At 61.9% G+C, this 18875-nt stretch carries 16 protein-coding genes; all 16 read right to left on the minus strand.

From position 1 onward, the window contains the following. Positions 1–132 precede the first annotated feature (132 nt). A complete protein-coding gene (gene pyrF, locus sake_RS06965) occupies positions 133–990 on the minus strand; it encodes an orotidine-5'-phosphate decarboxylase (RefSeq protein WP_178945685.1) in 858 nt (285 codons plus the stop codon). Then, a complete protein-coding gene (carB, locus tag sake_RS06970) occupies positions 987–4301 on the minus strand; it encodes a carbamoyl-phosphate synthase large subunit (protein ID WP_129359604.1) in 3315 nt (1104 codons plus the stop codon). Before carB ends, pyrF begins: the two co-directional genes overlap by 4 nt. Before the next feature lie 4 nt (positions 4302–4305). Next, on the minus strand, positions 4306–5493 hold the full coding sequence (gene carA, locus sake_RS06975; protein WP_129359603.1) for a glutamine-hydrolyzing carbamoyl-phosphate synthase small subunit: 1188 nt from the start codon (positions 5491–5493) through the stop codon (positions 4306–4308). Between the two features lie 4 nt (positions 5494–5497). Then, positions 5498–6088: a hypothetical protein gene (locus sake_RS06980; protein ID WP_178945686.1), complete on the minus strand. Its 591-nt coding sequence runs from the start codon at positions 6086–6088 to the stop codon at positions 5498–5500. A gap of 6 nt (positions 6089–6094) precedes the next feature. Beyond that, positions 6095–7417 (minus strand): dihydroorotase, encoded by a 1323-nt coding sequence (locus sake_RS06985; RefSeq protein ID WP_178945687.1) that lies wholly within the window; start codon positions 7415–7417, stop codon positions 6095–6097. A gap of 8 nt (positions 7418–7425) precedes the next feature. Continuing rightward, the gene (locus tag sake_RS06990; protein WP_178945688.1) at positions 7426–8409 is read right to left on the minus strand and encodes an aspartate carbamoyltransferase catalytic subunit; all 984 of its coding nucleotides are present in this window, start codon (positions 8407–8409) and stop codon (positions 7426–7428) included. Then, entirely contained in the window at positions 8406–9068 is a 663-nt protein-coding gene (gene pyrR, locus sake_RS06995; protein WP_129359600.1) for a bifunctional pyr operon transcriptional regulator/uracil phosphoribosyltransferase PyrR, read from the minus strand. Before pyrR ends, sake_RS06990 begins: the two co-directional genes overlap by 4 nt. Before the next feature lie 319 nt (positions 9069–9387). Further along, complete coding sequence (gene nusB / locus sake_RS07000; protein WP_129359599.1) at positions 9388–9801, minus strand: transcription antitermination factor NusB; 414 nt, start codon at positions 9799–9801, stop codon at positions 9388–9390. Then, positions 9798–10361: an elongation factor P gene (efp, locus tag sake_RS07005; RefSeq protein ID WP_129359598.1), complete on the minus strand. Its 564-nt coding sequence runs from the start codon at positions 10359–10361 to the stop codon at positions 9798–9800. Before efp ends, nusB begins: the two co-directional genes overlap by 4 nt. A 98-nt stretch (positions 10362–10459) precedes the next feature. Further along, positions 10460–11560, minus strand: a complete 1101-nt coding sequence (gene aroB / locus sake_RS07010; protein ID WP_178945689.1) for a 3-dehydroquinate synthase — start codon at positions 11558–11560, stop codon at positions 10460–10462. Positions 11561–11619: 59 nt separating this feature from the next. Continuing rightward, entirely contained in the window at positions 11620–12156 is a 537-nt protein-coding gene (locus sake_RS07015) for a shikimate kinase (protein WP_238147598.1), read from the minus strand. Then, on the minus strand, positions 12153–13373 hold the full coding sequence (gene aroC, locus sake_RS07020) for a chorismate synthase (protein WP_178945690.1): 1221 nt from the start codon (positions 13371–13373) through the stop codon (positions 12153–12155). Before aroC ends, sake_RS07015 begins: the two co-directional genes overlap by 4 nt. 74 nt (positions 13374–13447) lie before the next feature. Then, positions 13448–14404: a shikimate dehydrogenase gene (locus sake_RS07025; RefSeq protein ID WP_238147597.1), complete on the minus strand. Its 957-nt coding sequence runs from the start codon at positions 14402–14404 to the stop codon at positions 13448–13450. Next, positions 14374–15588 carry an endolytic transglycosylase MltG gene (gene mltG / locus sake_RS07030; RefSeq protein WP_178945691.1) on the minus strand — a complete coding sequence of 405 codons (1215 nt, stop codon included), beginning with the start codon at positions 15586–15588 and terminating at the stop codon, positions 14374–14376. The genes sake_RS07025 and mltG overlap by 31 nt, the downstream gene beginning before the upstream one ends. Then, positions 15585–16106 (minus strand): Holliday junction resolvase RuvX, encoded by a 522-nt coding sequence (ruvX, locus tag sake_RS07035; protein WP_129359593.1) that lies wholly within the window; start codon positions 16104–16106, stop codon positions 15585–15587. Before ruvX ends, mltG begins: the two co-directional genes overlap by 4 nt. A gap of 28 nt (positions 16107–16134) precedes the next feature. Continuing rightward, the gene (gene alaS, locus sake_RS07040; protein WP_178945692.1) at positions 16135–18819 is read right to left on the minus strand and encodes an alanine--tRNA ligase; all 2685 of its coding nucleotides are present in this window, start codon (positions 18817–18819) and stop codon (positions 16135–16137) included. Positions 18820–18875 lie beyond the last annotated feature (56 nt).

Raw genomic sequence — 18875 nt, forward strand, 5'->3', positions numbered from 1 at the left:
CTTCGCATGCTTGCCCGTTGACCCGATGGCAGCGTAAAAGACCGGCCCCAGGAACAATAGACGGATATCAATCAATTGTTCCCAGGGCTGTTGCGTTGTGCAATAAAGGCCGCACGTCCAGATCGTCTTTGGCTAATGACCTAAGGCCGCCATCAATGCGTCGTTACAGCGTCGGGCCTCGCCGACCAAGGAGCCGGCATCGGGTCCGTACTGGAGCACCCCCCGGGAAGAAGCCACGACGACTCGGTCGGTGGCCCCTTCAAAAACCCTCGCCAAATCGGATTCGGTGGCCCCCTGCGCCCCGTACCCCGGAGCCAGGATCAGCCCGTTGAATTCCGCGAGCGAAATCCCCAAGGTCTCCAGTGCTGGCCCGACCGTTGCGCCGACGACCAATCCGCAGGGGCCTGCGAACTCGGCCTCACGACGTCGATTCTCCTTCTCGGCCTGCGCCACGATGCTCTTGGCCACCGATACTTCCTGGCCTCGGTGCTGGACGTCCGCGCCCTCCGGGTTGGAGGTCAGCGCAAGGACGAAAGTGCCTCGTCGATTTGCGTCCGCAACATCCAGCGCAGGAACCAGCGACCCGAATCCCAGATAAGGGCTCAGGGTCACCGAGTCCCCCGCCAACGGCGATGTTCCGTCCAGCCACGCGTCGGCGTAAGCGGCCATAGTAGAACCGATGTCGCCACGTTTGGCATCGCAGATGACTTGGGTTCCGGAGGCTCTGCCCTTGGCGACGACCCGTTCCAGGACTCGCAGACCATCAGACCCGTGCCTTTCGAACAACGCGACCTGCGGTTTGACCGATGCGACCTTTCCCCCGATGGCATCCATGACCGTCAGGGCAAAGGACTCGCAGCCACCGGCGTCGTCCGGCAGGCCCCACGCTGCGAGAAGCGCGGGGTGCGGGTCGATCCCGACGCAGAGCGGGCCCTTGTCCTGAATCGCACGGTACAAACGGTCCCCGGCGGGACGAGCTGTCGCCGTCATGCTTTCGCTCCCTCGGCTTCCGCGGCGGCGGCGAGCGTGGCCTCATGGTCTTGCAGGCTCATCACGTCCCACGTGTGGCGACGCTGAGCGTCGATGGACTGGATCGTCGCACCGAATTCCGAAATCGTCGTCATGAGCGGGCACCCGATGCTGGTCGCCGCGGCGCGGATTTCGTAGCCATCGCCACGAGCGGATCCGGCTCCCGACGGCGTATTGAAGATCAAGGCAATCTCGCCGTCGGTGATCATATCGACGATGGTCCGTTCGCCTTCCTTCGCGTCGCGCAGTTTGGGGACCACTGTGCAGTCCACGCCGTTTCGACGCATGACCTGGGCCGTTCCGCCGGTGGTGATGATTTCGAACCCGAGCTCTTTGAGCATCTTGACGTAGACGATTGCCGCGCGCTTGTCGCGGTCCGCTACGGTCACGAAGACACGGCCTTCGGTCGGAAGGATGTTTCCGACCGCAGCCTGAGCCTTCGCGAATGCGGTGTCGAAAAATTTGTGCAAGCCCATGACCTCACCGGTCGACCGCATTTCGGGCCCGAGCAGCGAGTCGACGGCGGCACCCGAGTGCGTACGGAACCGGTTGAAGGGTAGGACCGCTTCCTTGACGGCGATCGCTGTTTCCTCCGGAAGATTGGCCCCGTCCATGTGGCTCGGCAAATGCCCCGAGGCCTTGAGGGACTGAATTGTCTCCCCCGTGCCGATCAGCGCTGCAGCCTTGGCCAATTGCACGCCCGTGGCCTTGGAAACGAACGGAACCGTCCGCGATGCCCGGGGATTCGCCTCGATCACGTAGAGGACGTTCGAAGCGACCGCAAACTGGATGTTGATCAGCCCTTTCACGCCGACGCCTTGGGCTATGCCCAGCGTGGCCTGACGAACCTGGTCCAGGACTGCGGGGCTCAACGTGATTGGGGGCAAGGTGCAGGACGAGTCACCGGAGTGGATACCGGCTTCCTCGATATGCTCCATGATTCCGCCCATGTACAGGTCATTCCCGTCGAACAGTGCGTCGACGTCGATTTCGATCGCATCTTCCAAGAACTTGTCGATCAGGGCAGGCTGTGACGGCGAGACCTCTGTCGCGTTGGACAAGTAACGAGCGAGGTTCTCCTCGTCGTACACGATTTCCATGCCGCGTCCGCCCAGAACGTACGAGGGTCGGACCAGAACCGGGTACCCGATATCGTCGGCGATGACTTTAGCGTCGGTGAAGGTCGAGGCCGTGCCGTTCTTGGGACTGGTCAGCCCGGCCTGTTCGAGAACCTGCGAGAACTCGCCGCGGTCCTCAGCCAAATCGATCGCCTCCGGGGAGGTCCCGAGAATCGGGACTCCTGCCTCCTTGAGCTCGCGCGCGAGTTTGAGCGGCGTCTGGCCGCCGAGCTGGACGAAAACTCCCATCAGGCCGCCGGTACGGCGTTCCGAATCGATGACCTCGAGAACGTCCTCGAGGGTCAACGGTTCGAAGTACAAGCGCGTTGAGACGTCGTAGTCCGTCGAGACCGTCTCCGGGTTGCAGTTGACCATGACCGTTTCGTATCCGGCCTCCCGAAGAACCATGGACGCGTGGACACACGAATAGTCGAATTCGATGCCCTGACCGATACGGTTGGGCCCTGAGCCCAGAATCATGATCGACTTGCCCTCGTGGGGCTCGACCTCGTCCTCCTGGTCGTAGGAAGAGTAATGGTACGGGGTAAATGCCTCGAACTCCGCGGCGCACGTATCCACGGTCTTGAAGACGGGGCGCACACCCAGCGCATGACGGACCCCGCGCACAATGTCTTCACGACTGTCGGCCAGTTCCGCGATCTGAGCGTCGGAGAATCCGTGGCGCTTGGCCAGCTCAAGGGTCTCACGGCTCAGGTTCTTATCCTCGCGAACCTGGTCTGCGACCTCGTTGATGAGCTGAAGCTGATCCAGGTACCAGGGATCGATTCCGGTCGCCTCATAGAGGTCCTGGATCGACGCTCCAGCCGCCAGCGCACGCCGGACCTGGTGGAGCCGCTCCGTCGTCGGGGTTTTAGTCGCTTCGATGAGTTCTCGCAGCTCCGATGGCGCGAGCTCGTCCTCAGCGAAGGAGAAGGTGCTGCCCTTCTGTTCGAGTGAACGCATGGCCTTCTGCAGTGCTTCGGTGAAGTTACGTCCCAGAGCCATGGCTTCGCCCACGGATTTCATGGTGGTCGTCAGTGTGGGGTCAGCCGCAGGGAACTTCTCGAAGGCGAATCGCGGAACCTTGACGACGACGTAGTCCAGGGTCGGCTCGAAGGAAGCCGGCGTCTTGCGAGTGATGTCGTTGGGGATCTCGTCCAAGGTGTATCCCAGGGAAAGCTTCGTGGCGATTTTGGCAATCGGGAAGCCCGTGGCCTTCGACGCCAACGCAGAGGACCGAGATACACGCGGGTTCATCTCGATGACCACCACACGGCCGGTTGCCGGGTCCACGGCGAACTGGATGTTGCAACCGCCCGTGTCCACGCCCACCTCGCGAATCACAGCGATCGCTACGTCGCGCATCTTCTGGTATTCACGGTCCGTCAGGGTCAGCGCGGGCGCCACGGTAATCGAGTCTCCCGTGTGAACGCCTACCGGATCGAAATTCTCGATGGAGCAGACGACAACGACGTTGTCGTTCTTGTCCCTCATCATCTCCAGCTCGTATTCCTTCCACCCGAGGATCGACTCCTCGAGGAGGACCTCGGACGTGGGGCTGTACTGGATACCGGCCCCCGCAATGCGGTGCAGGTCTTCCTCGTTGTAGGCCATGCCCGAACCGAGCCCGCCCATGGTGAAAGACGGCCTGACTACCATCGGGTAACCGAGTTTATTCGCCGCGGCCAAGGCCTCGTCCATGGAATGGACGATGATCGACTTGGCCGATTCCGCTCCACACCGTTCGACGACGCCCTTGAAAGCCTCACGGTCCTCACCGAGATTGATCGCGGCGATATTCGCGCCGATCAACTCGACGTTGTATTTGGCCAGGGTTCCGCGATCATCGAGAGCGATAGCGGCGTTCAACGCGGTCTGACCGCCCAGGGTCGGCAGAATCGCATCGGGGCGCTCACGGTCGATGATGCGCTCGATCGTGTCCGGGGTGATCGGTTCGATGTAAGTGGCATCCGCGAATTCGGGATCCGTCATGATGGTCGCGGGATTCGAGTTCACCAGGATGACTCGTATCCCCTCTTCCTTGAGGACTCGAAGGGCCTGGGTACCCGAGTAATCGAATTCAGCCGCCTGGCCAATGACGATGGGTCCCGAGCCGATAACCAGGACGCTCTTGAGATCTTGACGACGAGGCATAAAGTTACTTTCCTGCTTTCTGGCGGGCAGCGGAGTCATTTGCGGTCATGAGTTCGATGAAACGGTCGAACAAGTAGGCGGCGTCATGCGGCCCGGCAGCTGCCTCCGGGTGATATTGCACGGAGAAAGCCGGGATATCGAGGCATCGGAGACCTTCCACGACGTCGTCATTCAACCCGATGTGTGAGACCTCCACACGCCCGAACTCCGATTTCGGGGCCGTGACTGGCCCGTCCAAGGGGGCATCCACGGCGAAACCATGATTCTGGGCCGTGATTTCGACCCGGCCGGTCGAGCGATCCAGCACGGGTTGGTTGATGCCGCGGTGCCCGAAGGGCAGTTTGTAGGTGCCGAATCCGAGGGCGCGGCCGAGGAGCTGGTTTCCGAAGCAGATTCCGAAGAACGGGATGCCCGCGCGCAGAATTGAGCGCAGTACCTCGACCTGTTGAACGGCCGTCTCCGGGTCTCCGGGGCCGTTGGAGAAGAAGATTCCGTCGGGGCGCAATTGTCTGATCTGCTCCACGGTGCTGTCCGCGGGAACCACGTGCACACGGATGCCCCGCTCAGCGAAGCGCCGCGGCGTCATCGATTTGATGCCGAGGTCCACGGCGACGAGCGTGCCGAGGGGCTCCTGTGTCCATCCGTGGTCCCGAGGTTCGATCGTGTGCTGGGAAGCCACCGTGACCTGGTCCGCCAGCTGTTGCCCCTTCATCTCGGACGAATTCTTGACGCGCTCGAGCAATTCAGACTCGGGCGCGCTGGCGGACTCTCCGCTGAAGATGCCCGAACGCATGGCGCCGGCGTTTCGCAGGTGGCGCGTCAGCGCACGGGTATCGATCCCTTGGATTCCCACCACGCCTTGTTCCACAAGCTCATCGTCCAGTGAGCGCTCCGACCGCCAATTGGAGGGCACTCGAGCCGCATCCCGAACCACATATCCGTTGACCCATATGCGACGAGACTCGGCGTCTTCGGCGTTGACGCCGGTATTGCCGATATGGGGAGCCGTCTGGACGACGATCTGTCCCGCGTACGAGGGATCCGTCAGCGTCTCCTGGTAACCGGTCATTCCGGTCGAGAATACCGCTTCGCCAAGGGTCTCCCCCACGGCGCCGTAAGAACGACCGCGGAAAACGGTGCCGTCTTCGAGGACCAGGAGCGCCCGTTCCGGTGCCTTGTGTACGTTGGTCATGAGTTCACTTCCTCTTCTGGTCGGCGGACGCATCCGACGAATCCTGCTTGGGCTCGGAGGCCTGGGTGCTATGAGTTGCCGGAAGCTCGGATTGTGCTTGCGGAGCGATGCCGCGCAGTCGGTCCATGAGCTCGGGCGTATGGGCCGCGGTTCGGGTTCGGAGACCCGTATCGACCAATCGGTCGCCCAACCGCCACGAAATCACGGCCAGACCATCCTTCTCGACGAATTTCCCGGCCATTCCCGATTCGCGGCGCAGGACCTCGATGTCTTCTCGGGGAATCCAAAGGTCCCGCGCGCCGTCGCGGGTCACGATCAGACCGCTCGGGTACACGAGGGCGTTGCCGTTGGACTTCATGCCCAGCCCGTGTACCGCGATTCTGTCCAGCCAGTCTCCCGCGGTAGTGGTGCACACGTATTGCACGTCGCACGCGAATTCGGCCGTTGCCCCGTCGAGTTCTCGCGGAACCTCCGGAATGTCTGAAATGCCCGACTGACGTTTTGCACGCGACCTCCACCCCCAGGTGATCAGCAGTACCACGAGGACCGCCAGCACCACAGAGGAGACAAGGGTCAGCAAATGATTGAAGGACATGTGTTCCTAGTCTGCCGGGGCGACGAGCGCCCGCGGCGAATTGATATGGCCGTCCACAACAGTGGGATGGCCTTTGAAGAAGGTCGCTCGGACCGCTCCCGGGACCTCCATCGACCGGTACGGCGAATTGCGGCCCTTGGACTGGTGCTTGTCCGGCTCGACGACGCGGCGTGCCTCGGGATCGACCAGGACGATGTTCGCGGGTTCACCCGTAACCAAGGGTCGCCCTTGGTCTTGGATGCGCGCGATCTTGGCCGGTTCGGACGACATGATGCGAGCGACATCGGCCCATTGGATTTTTCCGGTTTCCACGAGAGTCTGCTGGACAATCGACAGCGCTGTTTCCAATCCCGTCATGCCCATGGCTGCACAAGCCCACTCGCATTCCTTGGCTTCGGTGGGATGGGGCGCATGGTCGGTACCGATCACATCGATGGTTCCGTCGGCCACGGCATTGCGAAGGGCCTCGACATCCTCCCGTGTTCTCAGCGGAGGATTGACCTTGTAGACCGGATCGTAGGTGCGAACCGACTCGTCCGTGAGGAGCAAGTGGTGCGGTGTGACCTCGGCGGTCACATCGACCCCCCGTTCCTTGGCCCAGCGGATGATCTCCACGGATCCTTTGGTCGAGAGATGGCAGATATGCACGCGAGAGCCCACGTGCTGAGCCAAGAGAACGTCCCGAGCGATGATGGCTTCCTCGGCGACGGCGGGCCAACCGGTCAGCCCGAGGTCAGCCGAGACACTGCCTTCGTTCATCTGCGCTCCCTCGGTCAGGAGAGGCTCCTGAGCGTGCTGTGCCACGACGCCGTCGAACGTCTTGACGTACTCGAGGGCTCGCCGCATCAGCACGGCGTTGTGAACGCACTTCCCGTCATCGGAGAACATACGGACCTGCGCCCGCGAATCGGCCATGGCACCGATTTCAGAGAGTCGTTCACCGTTGAGACCGACGGTCACGGCCCCGACCGGGTGGACATCCACCCAACCGGATTGACGGCCGAGTTCCCAAACCTGTTCGACCAGACCTGCGGTGTCGGCCACGGGATTCGAATTCGCCATCGCGCACACTGCGGTGTATCCGCCGGCCGCGGCTGCACGCGTGCCGGTTTCCACGGTTTCGGCATCCTCGCGTCCCGGTTCCCGGAGGTGGGTGTGGACATCGACCAGCCCGGGCAGGGCGATCAGGCCGGCGGCCTCGATGATGTCGGCATCGTGCCCTTCCAGGTTCTCCCCGATCTCGGCTATTGTGCCGTTGTCGATGAGGAGATCGACGGTTTCTTCGCCGAGAAGGCGCGCACCGCGGATGAGATATTTCTGAGTGCTCATGAGGTCCTTTACAGTGCGGAGGTCTGGGGCTGGTCCTGCGGACCGGTCATCAGGTGGTAGAGAACGGACATGCGGACCGAGACGCCGTTGGTGACCTGGTCCAGGACCAGCGATCTCGGTGAGTCGGCCGCCGCCGCGCTGATTTCTAGGCCACGGTTCATGGGCCCGGGGTGAAGAATCGCGGTTTCGGCCCCTTGCGCATCGAGCAGGGCGAGGCGCTCAGGGGTCAAACCCCAGAGGCGCGCGTATTCCTCCGAGGAAGGGAAGAAAGCCGCATGCATTCTTTCACGCTGTATGCGCAGCATCATGATCGCGTCCAGGTCCTGTTTCATGGCCTCGTCGAGGCTGTACTGCACCTCGACCGGCCAGTCCTGGATGCCCACGGGAAGCAAGGTCGGGGGCGAGACCAAGGTGACCCGCGCTCCGAGCAGAGCAAGCAACCACACGTTGGATCGGGCCACGCGTGAATGGAGGACGTCTCCCACGATTGCAACGTTCATTCCATCGAGATCCGACCCTCGGGTTTCGGCACCGGTGAGTCGGGACCGGTGCTGCCGGAGGGTCATGGCGTCCAGAAGGGCCTGCGTCGGGTGGGCGTGCGTTCCGTCCCCCGCGTTGATCACGGGAGAAGAAATCCACCCGCTCGCAGCCAACCTCGCGGGAGCTCCCGAAGAGGGGTGACGGATCACGATGGCGTCCGCGTTGATGGCTTCCAGGGTCTGCGCCGTGTCCTTGAGGGATTCTCCCTTGGAGACCGAAGAGCCCTTGGCCGCGAAGTTGATGACGTCGGCCGAAAGTCGTTTTTCCGCAGTTTCGAAGGAGATCCGAGTTCGCGTGGAATCCTCGAAAAACAGGTTGACCACGGTTCGCCCGCGCAGCGCCGGTAATTTCTTGACTTCGCGGTTCCCGACCTCTGCCATACTGTCGGCGGTATCGAGAATTTGGACCGCTTCGTCGAGGCTCAGGTCCTTGGTATCGAGAAGATGTCTCATGCGTGGCTCGCTTCCACGGTCGCGGGTGCCTGGGCTGGGTCCAGGAGGACACAGTCGTCCAGATCCCGGTCGACGTCTCCTGTATTCAAGGCGACCGGTTCATCCGTTTCACGGAGGAAGACGCGAACGGACTCGTCCTGGGACGTAGGCAGGTTCTTGCCGACGTGATCCGCACGGATCGGCAACTGGCGGTGCCCACGATCGGCCAACACGGCCAACCTGACCACCGCGGGCCGCCCGAAGTCTCCCAACGCATCCAAGGCAGCACGGATCGTGCGCCCCGAGTAGAGCACGTCGTCCACGAGCACCACGTTCTTGCCGTCGATGCCGCCGGCCGGAATCCTGGTCGGTTGCGGCGTCCGGGAGGTGTTGCGGCGCAGGTCGTCCCGATACATCGTGACGTCGAGTTGCCCCAGAGAAGAACTGGGATCGAATCCCGGTTCGGTCGAAGAGATTTTTTGGGCAATACGTTCGGCGAGCGGAAAGCCCCGCCGAGGAATGCCCAGGAGAACGAGATCCTCCGTGCCCTTGTTGGCTTCGACGATCTCGTGGGCGATACGGGTTAGCACCCGGTTGACATCCGCAGAATCCAGAATGACGCGCGCGTGTTCGGATACCCGATTTCGGGTATTGCCTTCACGGCGTGAGTTCTCGGTCATCGCGTTTGCCTCCTTCCCCGCCTCACAGGACGGAATTTAAAGGTCAGCAAGATGTTCTCATCTGGGCCAAAAGTATCACAGGGTCACGCTGGCACGACCCGCGAGACTGAAATGTGTCTTCGGCGGTCCGCCGCGGAATCGCACGTCGAGGGCCGGACCAGCACGCAACAGGCCTTTGCCTCATGCATCCGGCGATTTGGCCCCTGCGATCTGGCTCCCCAACGCCGCCGCGGAATCGTCCCGTCCTCACCGGGCAGAACGTTCCTCAGACATACGAAAGACGCCGCCAGGCAGGCTGCCCAGCGGCGTCGTTGACTTCCTAATCCGTCAACAGGGTCGGTTTGACCTTCTGCAATCTGCCCAGCAGACCGTTGATGAACCGAGGCGAATCATCGGTTGAGTGCGTCTTGGCCAGGCCAGTCGCCTCTGAAACTGCTACGGCGTCCGGTACGTCGTCGTTGTAGAGCAATTCCCATGCGCCCAAGCGCAGGATCGCCCGGTCCACGGACGGCATGCGGTCCATGGTCCAGCCCTTGGAGTACGTTTCCACGAACTCCCGAATCTCTTCATCATGGTCGACTACCCCACGGATGATCCGCTCGGAATACTCCGAAATGATCGCGGCCGTATGGAGACGCCGGCGACGAAGCACCTCGAGGGTGTCCTGCTGGCGTTCCTCGGACTCGAACAAAACTTCCAGGGCGCGAACGCGCGCCTTCGTCCTCGAATTCACTCGTTGACGCGACCCAGGTAATCGCCGGAACGAGTGTCAACCTTGACCTTGGTCCCCTGCTCAACGAACAGCGGGACCTGGATGGTCGCGCCGGTCTCGAGGGTCGCGGGCTTGTTGCCACCGGTCGAACGGTCACCTTGCAGGCCGGGCTCGGTGTAGGTGATCTCCAGGACAACCGACGGGGGCAGCTCAATGTACAAAGGAGCGCCGTCGTGCAGAGCCAACGTCACGTTCTGGTTCTCGAGCATGAAGTTGGCGGCATCGCCAACGACCGACCCCGGGACGTAAATCTGGTCAAAAGTCTTGTTGTCCATGAAGACGTAGTCGGAACCGTCCTGGTACAAGTACTGGTATTCCGAGCGATCCACGGTGGTGAGGTCGACCTTGGAACCGGCATTGAAAGTCTTGTCGACTACTTTGCCGCTGTTGACGTTGCGCAACTTGGTGCGCACGAACGCACCGCCCTTACCCGGCTTGACGTGCTGGAACTCGATGACGCCCCAGAGATTTCCGTCCAGCTTGAGGATGGTTCCGTTCTTGATGTCGTTGGTCGTTGCCACGAACACTCCTTTTGGCAGATTTTTCGATGGCACGCTGCGAAACGCGTGCACCATGAAAATGAATCGGTAATTATTGTAACGCCCTTGTGAGAGACGATTCAGGAAGCGATCTCCTGATACGTCGCGAAGAGGATGGACTCATCCGGAACTTCCATGATTCGTGGGGAAGCAATCTTGTCCAAAACCACAAATCTCAACAGGTTCCCGCGGGCTTTCTTGTCCCGGTGCATGCCGTCGAGCAATTTCTTCCACTGGTCACCACGGTACGTCGTCGGCAACCCGACCTTCTCCAGGATAGAACGCGTGCGCTCGACGACGCTTTCCTCCAAGTTGCCCGCGGTGCTCGCAAGTTCTGCCGCGAACATCATCCCGACCGCCACCGCGGCGCCGTGGCGCCATTGGTAGCGTTCATTCAGCTCGATCGCGTGTCCCAGGGTGTGCCCGTAATTCAGGAACTCCCGACGCCCGGATTCTTTGAGATCCGATGAGACGACCTCGGCTTTGACGCGTATGGATCGTTCGATGAGTTCTCGGATCACGGCAGACTGCGAATCACGGATTTTTTCCGGCTGGGCCTCGATCAAGTCGAGGATCTCCGGATCTGCGATGAAGCCGCACTTGATCACTTCGGCGAGTCCGGTGACCAATTCGTTGACCGGAAGAGTCCTCAACGTACCGATATCGCACAGGACGGCTGCCGGAGGGTGGAATGAGCCCACGAGGTTTTTGCCTTCGGCGGTGTTGATGCCCGTTTTGCCTCCCACGGCTGCGTCAACCATTCCGAGCAGCGTCGTCGGGATGTGTACGACGCGCACGCCCCTGAGCCACGTTGCCGCCACGAACCCTGCGACGTCGCTCACGGCGCCTCCGCCCACGGAGATGATCGCGTCGGAACGCGTGAAGTCGTTCTGGCCGAGCACCTGCCAGCAGAATGCCGCGACCTGGACGTGCTTGCCTTCTTCGGCATCCGGGATCTCGGCACTGAAGGATTCGAGACCGGCTGCCTTGAGATCGTTCATGACCAGCTCACCCGTCGAGCGCAGGGCCCGTGGATGGATCACGAGAATTCGACGCACGCGAGGCCCGAGAATTTCGGGGAGCTTCCCGAGTAGATCGTGGCCCACATGAACGTCGTAGTTCTCCGAGGGTAGTGTTCCGGTGACCGGAATGCGCGTTGCGTCTGAGGGCCCGTCGGCCATGTGATCCTCCTGGTCTGCTGCGTCGGGAGCGTTCCTGCCCCGTTGCCATTTGTCCGCGCTCAGGCGGAACGAATCTGTTGAATGTTGCGGTGGAGTTCGTCCGCCATCGATACAATCTCCCGGTCGCCGCGTCCATCGAGGACGATCGTCGCGAGCCGCTCGTATGTTTCGCGGCGTGCCTCGAAGAGCTCGTGCCACCGTGCGATGGGATCCGGCTGGAGCATCGGCCGTGTGGTGTTCCCCTCGATACGAGGCCGCACGGTTTCATCGTCCACCAGCACATACACCACGGTATGCGCGTCCAGGAGCTCCTGCACACGCGCAGTCATGGGGGCGCCGCCACCGATGGAGATTACGGAGTTCTGATGGTCCGGGGAGCGAAGAAGCATTTCGATGGTATCGGCTTCTATATCTCGAAAATACTTCTCGCCGTATTCGACGAACAGTTCCGCGATGACGCCGTGGCGCTCAACGATCAGTTGGTCGACATCCACGAATCCGTAGCCGAAGAATTTGGATAGGTGCAGGGCTAGGAAGGATTTGCCTGCGGCCATCGGCCCGATCAGAATCACAGGTCCTTGTTGTCCGGAGCTCATGAGTCCCATCCTTCGATGTTCGGGGCGAAATCCAGTTCTTCGGGAATCGATGCGAGGTAAGCATCGACGTTTCGTCGTGTCTCCGCGATCGAATCGCCGCCGAACTTCTCGGTGTAGGCATCCGCCAGAACCAGGGCCACCATTGCCTCGGCCACAACGCCTGCGGCCGGCACCGCACATACATCCGACCGCTGGTGATGGGCCGTGGTCGCTTCGCCGGAGGACGTGTCCACGGTTTTCAGTGCCCGGGGCACCGTCGCGATGGGTTTCATCCCGGCGCGCACTCGAAGGGCGTCTCCGATGCTCATGCCACCTTCAATTCCGCCGGCGCGATTCGACGCGCGCTGAACCCGACCTTGCTCGTCCTGGGTGATTTCGTCATGGGCTTCCGTCCCGCGCCGGGCGGCCGTCAAGAAACCGTCCCCCACTTCGACACCCTTGATCGCCTGGATCCCCATGAGGGCACCGGCCAAGCGGGAGTCGAGGCGGCGATCCCAGTGGACGTATGAGCCCAAGCCCGGTACCAGTCCGTAGGCAAGAACCTCCACGACGCCACCGAGCGTCTCGCCGTCCTTGTGCGCGGCGTCCACCTCGGCGACCATCGCTTCGGAGGTGGACGCGTCGAAGCACCGAAGAGGATCGGCGTCGAGCGCGTCGACGTCGCGAGGCACCGGCCGTGGGGCGTCCTCCGGGGCAGAAACCGACCCGATAGCCGTGGTGTGGCTGACCAGCCCGGCGCCCAAAGATTTGAGAATCTGGGAGGCGACCACACCGAGTGCTACTCGTGTCGCGGTCTCTCGCGCGCTGGCGCGTTCCAGGACGGGACGGGCCTCTGAAAAACCGTATTTCTGCATTCCCGTGAAATCCGCGTGACCGGGGCGGGGGCGCGTCAACGGAGCGTTGCGAGCCCGCCCCTCGAGCACCTCCGGATCCACGGGATCTGAGGACATCACGTCGGTCCACTTCGGCCACTCCGTATTGGCGATTTCGATCGCCACGGGGCCGCCCTGGGTCAGCCCGTGCCGGACGCCTCCCAGGATCCTGACGCGGTCCTCTTCGAATTTCATGCGGGCACCGCGACCGTATCCGAGGCGGCGCCGGGCCAGGGCACGGCGGATATCCTCCGAGGTGAGCTCGACGCCCGCGGGAACGCCCTCAATGATTCCGACAAGAGCCTCTCCATGGGACTCTCCGGCGGTCAGCCAACGCAATGTCACGGTGTTACCTCATCTTTCGGTGATCGTCTGGGGCCCGGGCTCGGGGCCGGGGCGCAACGACGTCGTCGCGGCCCTTAGTTTCTGGGCCGAAGCATTTTGTCGTCGCAGACCAGGCGCGGCTCATCGGTCCGCGGTGTGAGGCCGAGAGCCTCGGCCATGACCGAGAGCACTGCCTCCTGGTTCGGCAAAGCTTCGAAAAGGCTCTGCCCGGTAAACAGTTTGATCTGGTCAACGGCTTGGTACAAGAGCATTTCACGTCCCGAGACCGGGGTGCCGCCGCAAGCGCTGATGGCCTGGGCAAGATCGGAAGGCCACGGATCGTAGGAGACGTCCAAGACCGCGGTCCGGCTGAGATCGCCTTGAATCGACTGGGCATACGTGTCGAAAGCTCGGGCTGGCAATGTGGAGACCACAAGGTCGAATCCGGAGAGACTGGTAGCAGCCTCGTCCAGAGGCTCGAAGCTCAGTTCCATGCCCAGCCGCCCGGCAACGTCGACGACGCGGCCTGCCCGAGCGGAATCCCGGACGAAGACCGTGCAACGTGCCGCTCCCAGTACGTGGAGAGCCGCGACCGCTGCGGTTGCGGTGCCACCGCCGCCGATGATCGCTGCCTCGGGTTCCTTGCTCGTGCACGCCCCGGTCCTCAGCAGCGCGTTGACGATGCCGGAGACATCGGTATTGTGCCCGACGACCTGACCATCCGCTCCACCAACGGGTGCCAGGGTGTTGATCACTCCGACCGTTTGTGCGAATTCGGTCAGCCGTCCGGCGAAGCGGCACGCCGCCGATTTCAACGGCATGGTCACGGAGAAACCGCGCCAATTGCCGTCCTGGAGTGCTGGCTCCACGACGTCGGCGAGGGTTTCTTCCTGGATATCGGCCGCGGTGTATTCGATATCGGAGCCGAGCACACGGTACGCGGCCCGGTGCATCACCGGCGACAAGCTGTGGCCTACCGGATGTCCCAGAACCGCGGCCCAGGGGGCGCCCGGGGTTTCGATCAGACGCATTTGCCCTCGTGCTCGGAGCACCAGTTGTCGTATTCCTCGACGTTCTTCTCGTGCTCTTCGTAGGTTTTCGCGAATTTCGTTTCACCGGTATCCAGGTTCACGGTCACCCAGTAGTAGTAATCGTTGTGGTCCGGGTGGGCCGCTGCCTTGATCGCCTGAGCGGCCGGGGAACCGATGGGGCCTACGGGCAGGCCCTTGTTCGCGAAGGTGTTGTATTTATTCGACGCATCCTGCTTCTGCTCGTTGCTGATCTGGTAGGTCTTCTCCCCCAGCCCGTAAGCAACGGTTGCGTCGGACTGAAGGAATCCCTGTGTCTCCCCGTCGACATTGTTGACACGGTTGTCGATGGCACCGGCCACGCCCTTGTAGTCCCGCGGCTTTGCTTCGAATTCTAGAATCGACGCGACCGTAACGGTGTGGAACACCTCGTCGTCTCCCTCGACCCCGGCGTCCTTGAGATCCTTCTTGGTCTTGTCGACCATTTCCTGGATGACGTCGTCGGCGGAGGCGTCCGCGGCAAAACGGTACTCACCGGGGTGCAGGAAGCCTTCCAACGAGTCGAATTGACTCGGTATGCCGAACTTGCCCGGGTCGTTGTCGAGAGTCTTGAATTTGTCGACGCTGATTCCCGTTCCCTTGGCCAACGCGTCGAATGTCTCATCCTTGCGCTGGTTCTGGTTGATCGCGACGTAATGTTTGGCGCTGCCGCTGCCGGTCAGCGAGTTCATCGCTGATTCGGAGCTCATGTGCTGCTGCAGTTCAAAGGTTCCGGGCTGAATGAATTTGCCGGAGCCTTTGTCCTCCATGACTTCGACGAACTTGTCCGCGTTCGCGATGACGTCTTTCTGCTCAAGTCTCTGCCCAACGGTTCCGTTGGTATCGCCCTCGCTCACGGTGATGCTGACGTTCTTCCCGTTGCCGTCGCCGCGGTAATCCTTCACCTCGAAAAGTCCGGTTTGCGGTCCAATGATGGCAAGCGATGCCACCAGAGCAATCACAAAGATGATCGTGGCCGAGACCAGAACTTGGCGGCGTCGTGCGTAACGCCTACGGATCTGGTCAGGAGTCAGACTCTCCTGCTCGATGCGGAGACCCTCGATGCCGGCGCGTCGCTCGGCTTCTGTCGGGGAGAAAAGCCCGTGAAAGGACTCATTGTCATCACCCGAAGACTCTCCACGGTTTTTTCGTGATGAATCTTCGCTCACGAAGGTTCTCCATTCTTTTCGACGTCATCGGGTAACGGCTCGGGAGACTCGCCGCGTGGCTCTGGGTTAACACAATATCCGGCGACAGACCGATCAGCTTTGAGCGCGTCGACCGCCTGTTGAAGAATATTAGCCGCTGCAACCTGGTCGACCATGGACTTGAAGTCCCGAGAGGACACGCCGGCCTCGTGGAGCGACCGATGGGCCGAGACTGTCGTGAGTCTTTCGTCCACCAACCACACTGGTATATCGCCTCTGCCCTCGTCGGCCAGCTCGGAGACGAGCCCCTCGGCATAGTCTTCCGCCATTTGCGTCGACGGGCTCGATCCACCACGCATGGTGCGTGGATGGCCTACGAATACTTCCGTAACATTATGCACGTCCATCAATTTTCTTAATACGCGGCGATCCGAATTGGTGTTGGCATTGCGCTTCAGTGTCTTCAGAGGCGTCGCAAGGATGCCGTCCGGGTCGCACAGAGCGAGGCCGACGCGGGCGTTGCCCACGTCGACCCCCATGCGCACTCCTCGTGTGAACACAGATTCCTTACTTGCCGGCCTGAGCAACCTGGCTTTTGACACTCGTGAAGGCCTCGTCGATCTTGGCCGTCTCCTGCCCGCCGCCCTGGGCGAGATCGTCCTTGCCTCCGCCACCGCCGCCGAGGACGCCGGCAGCGGTGCGGACAAGTGCACCGGCCTTGACACCCAGATCCCGTGCGGCCTGGTTGGTTGCAACAACCACCACGGGCCTGCCGTTATTGGTGCCTGCGACGACGACGGTGGCCGCGTCCTCGCCCAAACGTTGGCGCAGGTCGGTGGCCAGGTTCCGCACGTCGTCGGCGGCCAAATCCCCCGCATTGTGGGTCAGCAGACGGACGCCGCCGATGAGTTCAGCGGACTCGACCAAGCGCCCGGCTTCCGCCTGAAGCTTTTCCTTGCGCAGCTTTTCTAGTTCCTTCTCCGCAGACTTGAGGCGGTTCAGGGTCGAGTTAATTTTCTCGGGGAGGTCCGTGGAGTTCTGGACCTTCAACAGATCTGTCAGTTGGTTGACGAGCGTGCGCTCGGCGGCCAGATGGTTGAAGGAGTCCAAACCGACCAGGGCCTCGACGCGGCGGTTCCCGGAGCCCACGGACTGCTCCGAGAGCAACGAGAGGGAACCGATCTCCGCGGAGCTTGACACGTGGGTACCGCCGCACAACTCGCGGGAGAAGTCGCCGTTCATCTCGACAACTCGTACGACGTCGCCGTATTTCTCGCCGAACAGACCGATGGCCCCCATGGCTTTGGCCTCGTCGAGGGGCATCTCACGAGTGATGACCTCGTAATTGTCACGGATCGCGGTATTGGACAGGCCTTCAACCTCTTCGCGGACCGTGTCCGAGAGGGATTCGGTCCAGGCGAAGTCGAAGCGGAGGTAGCCCTCTTTGTTGAAGGAGCCTCGTTGAACGGCTTCCGGTCCGAGGACACGACGCAGTGCAGCGTGAACGACGTGGGTTCCGGAGTGGGCCTTTTCCGCGTCCTTGCGTCTCTGGACGTCCACCTGGGCCCTTGCCTCCGAGCCCGCGACAACCTCGCCCTCAATGACTTCGCCCTTATGAACGCTGAGACCGCGAACGGGCTGCTGAACATCGTGAACGCGGACGGAATAACCGTTTCCGCTAATGAGGCCCGTATCTGCGGCTTGGCCGCCGGCTTCTGCGTAGAAGGGGGTCTCGTCGAGCACGATCTCCACCGTTTCGCCCTTGGAGGCGGCAGGCACGGTCACGCCGTTCTGGAGGATTGCGCGAATGGTGCTTTCACCGCTGAGCTGGGTGTAACCGGTGAAAACGGAACCGCGCTCATCGACCAGTTGCCGGAAGGCGCCGAGGTCCGCGTGGGAGCCCTTCTTGGCCTTCGCATCGGCCTGGGCCCGGTGACGTTGCTCTTCCATGAGGGAACGAAATGCTTTCTCGTCCACGGCCACGCCGGCTTCGCTGGCCATTTCGAGGGTCAGGTCGATCGGGAAACCGTAGGTGTCGTGGAGAGCGAAAGCTTCTTCTCCGCTCACCGATCCCCCGCCGGTTTTGGCGTGTTGGACCGCTTCGTTCAGGCGTGTGGTGCCCGACTCGATCGTGTGAAGGAACGCCCGCTCTTCCGCGTAGGCGATGCGCGAGATCCGGTCGAAGTCGTCGGCGACCTCGGGGTAGGCGCCCTTCATCGCGTCCCGGGAGGCGGGGAACAGCACCGGCAGGCAGGGCTCGGTCACGCCGAGAAGGCGCATGGCCCGAATGGCTCGACGCAGCAAGCGCCGCAAGATGTACCCACGCCCCTCATTCGACGGCGTCACGCCGTCGGAGATCAGCATGAGTGACGATCGAATGTGGTCGGCGACGACGCGCAGGCGCACATCGTTTTCGTAGCCTTCGTCCGCGGAGGACTCGGAACCGAAGTATTTCTTTCCGGAGAGCTCGGATGCGGCGTCGAGAACCGGGCGGACCTGGTCTGTCTCATAGAAGTTCTCGACTCCTTGCAGCAGCATCGCGAGACGCTCGAGTCCCATACCGGTATCGATGTTCTTCTTCGGCAGCTCACCGAGGATTTCGAAGTCGTCTTTGCCGATGCCCTCGCCACGCTGGAACTGCATGAACACGAGGTTCCAGATTTCAATGTAGCGGTCGTCGTCGGCGGCGGGGCCGCCTTCTTTGCCGTAGGCCGGTCCGCGGTCGTAGAAGATCTCCGAGTCGGGGCCGGCCGGCCCGGGCTGGCCGGTTGACCAGTAGTTTTCCTGCATGTTCATGCGCTGGATGCGTTCTTCTGGGAAACCGACCTTGCGGGTCCAGATGTCGAAGGCCTCTTGGTCGCCTTCGTACACGGTCACCCAGAGGCGATCGGGATCCAGGCCGAATCCGCCCTCGGACTGCGGAGTGGTCAGCAGGGTGTAGGCGAAGGGAATCGCTTCGTCCTTGAAGTAGTCGCCGAAGGAGAAGTTGCCGGCCATCTGGAAGAACGTTCCGTGACGCGCGGTTTTGCCGACCTCATCGATATCGAGCGTACGGATGCATTTCTGCACAGAAGTCGCTCGGCTGTACGGTGCCTTTTCCCGTCCGAGAAAGTAGGGGATGAACGGGACCATGCCGGCGATCGTGAACATCGCTCCGGCTTCGTTCGAAACCAAGGAAGCAGAGGGGACCACAGTGTGTCCACGCTCTTCGAAGAATTCGATCCAGCGCTGCTTAATTTCCTGGGAGAGCATATCGGCTATAAGTCCTTCGTCCTGAGTGCCTGTTTGAGCGTTTTCTGTCCGTGGGC

Origin of the sequence: Kocuria sp. TGY1127_2 (assembly GCF_013394385.1) — a bacterium.
Classification (GTDB): domain Bacteria; phylum Actinomycetota; class Actinomycetes; order Actinomycetales; family Micrococcaceae; genus Rothia.

What these genes read in the sequence shown, in the direction of transcription:
- pyrF (WP_178945685.1), bottom strand. Translation starts at nt 990, where the DNA reads ATGACGGCGACAGCTCGTCCCGCCGGGGACCGTTTGTACCGTGCGATT.
- sake_RS06990 (WP_178945688.1), bottom strand. Translation starts at nt 8,409, where the DNA reads ATGAGACATCTTCTCGATACCAAGGACCTGAGCCTCGACGAAGCGGTC.
- aroB (WP_178945689.1), bottom strand. Translation starts at nt 11,560, where the DNA reads ATGGCCGACGGGCCCTCAGACGCAACGCGCATTCCGGTCACCGGAACA.
- ruvX (WP_129359593.1), bottom strand. Translation starts at nt 16,106, where the DNA reads ATGGGGGTCGACGTGGGCAACGCCCGCGTCGGCCTCGCTCTGTGCGAC.
- carA (WP_129359603.1), bottom strand. Translation starts at nt 5,493, where the DNA reads ATGACCAACGTACACAAGGCACCGGAACGGGCGCTCCTGGTCCTCGAA.
- sake_RS06985 (WP_178945687.1), bottom strand. Translation starts at nt 7,417, where the DNA reads ATGAGCACTCAGAAATATCTCATCCGCGGTGCGCGCCTTCTCGGCGAA.
- sake_RS06980 (WP_178945686.1), bottom strand. Translation starts at nt 6,088, where the DNA reads ATGTCCTTCAATCATTTGCTGACCCTTGTCTCCTCTGTGGTGCTGGCG.
- pyrR (WP_129359600.1), bottom strand. Translation starts at nt 9,068, where the DNA reads ATGACCGAGAACTCACGCCGTGAAGGCAATACCCGAAATCGGGTATCC.
- alaS (WP_178945692.1), bottom strand. Translation starts at nt 18,819, where the DNA reads ATGCTCTCCCAGGAAATTAAGCAGCGCTGGATCGAATTCTTCGAAGAG.
- carB (WP_129359604.1), bottom strand. Translation starts at nt 4,301, where the DNA reads ATGCCTCGTCGTCAAGATCTCAAGAGCGTCCTGGTTATCGGCTCGGGA.
- sake_RS07015 (WP_238147598.1), bottom strand. Translation starts at nt 12,156, where the DNA reads ATGAGCTCCGGACAACAAGGACCTGTGATTCTGATCGGGCCGATGGCC.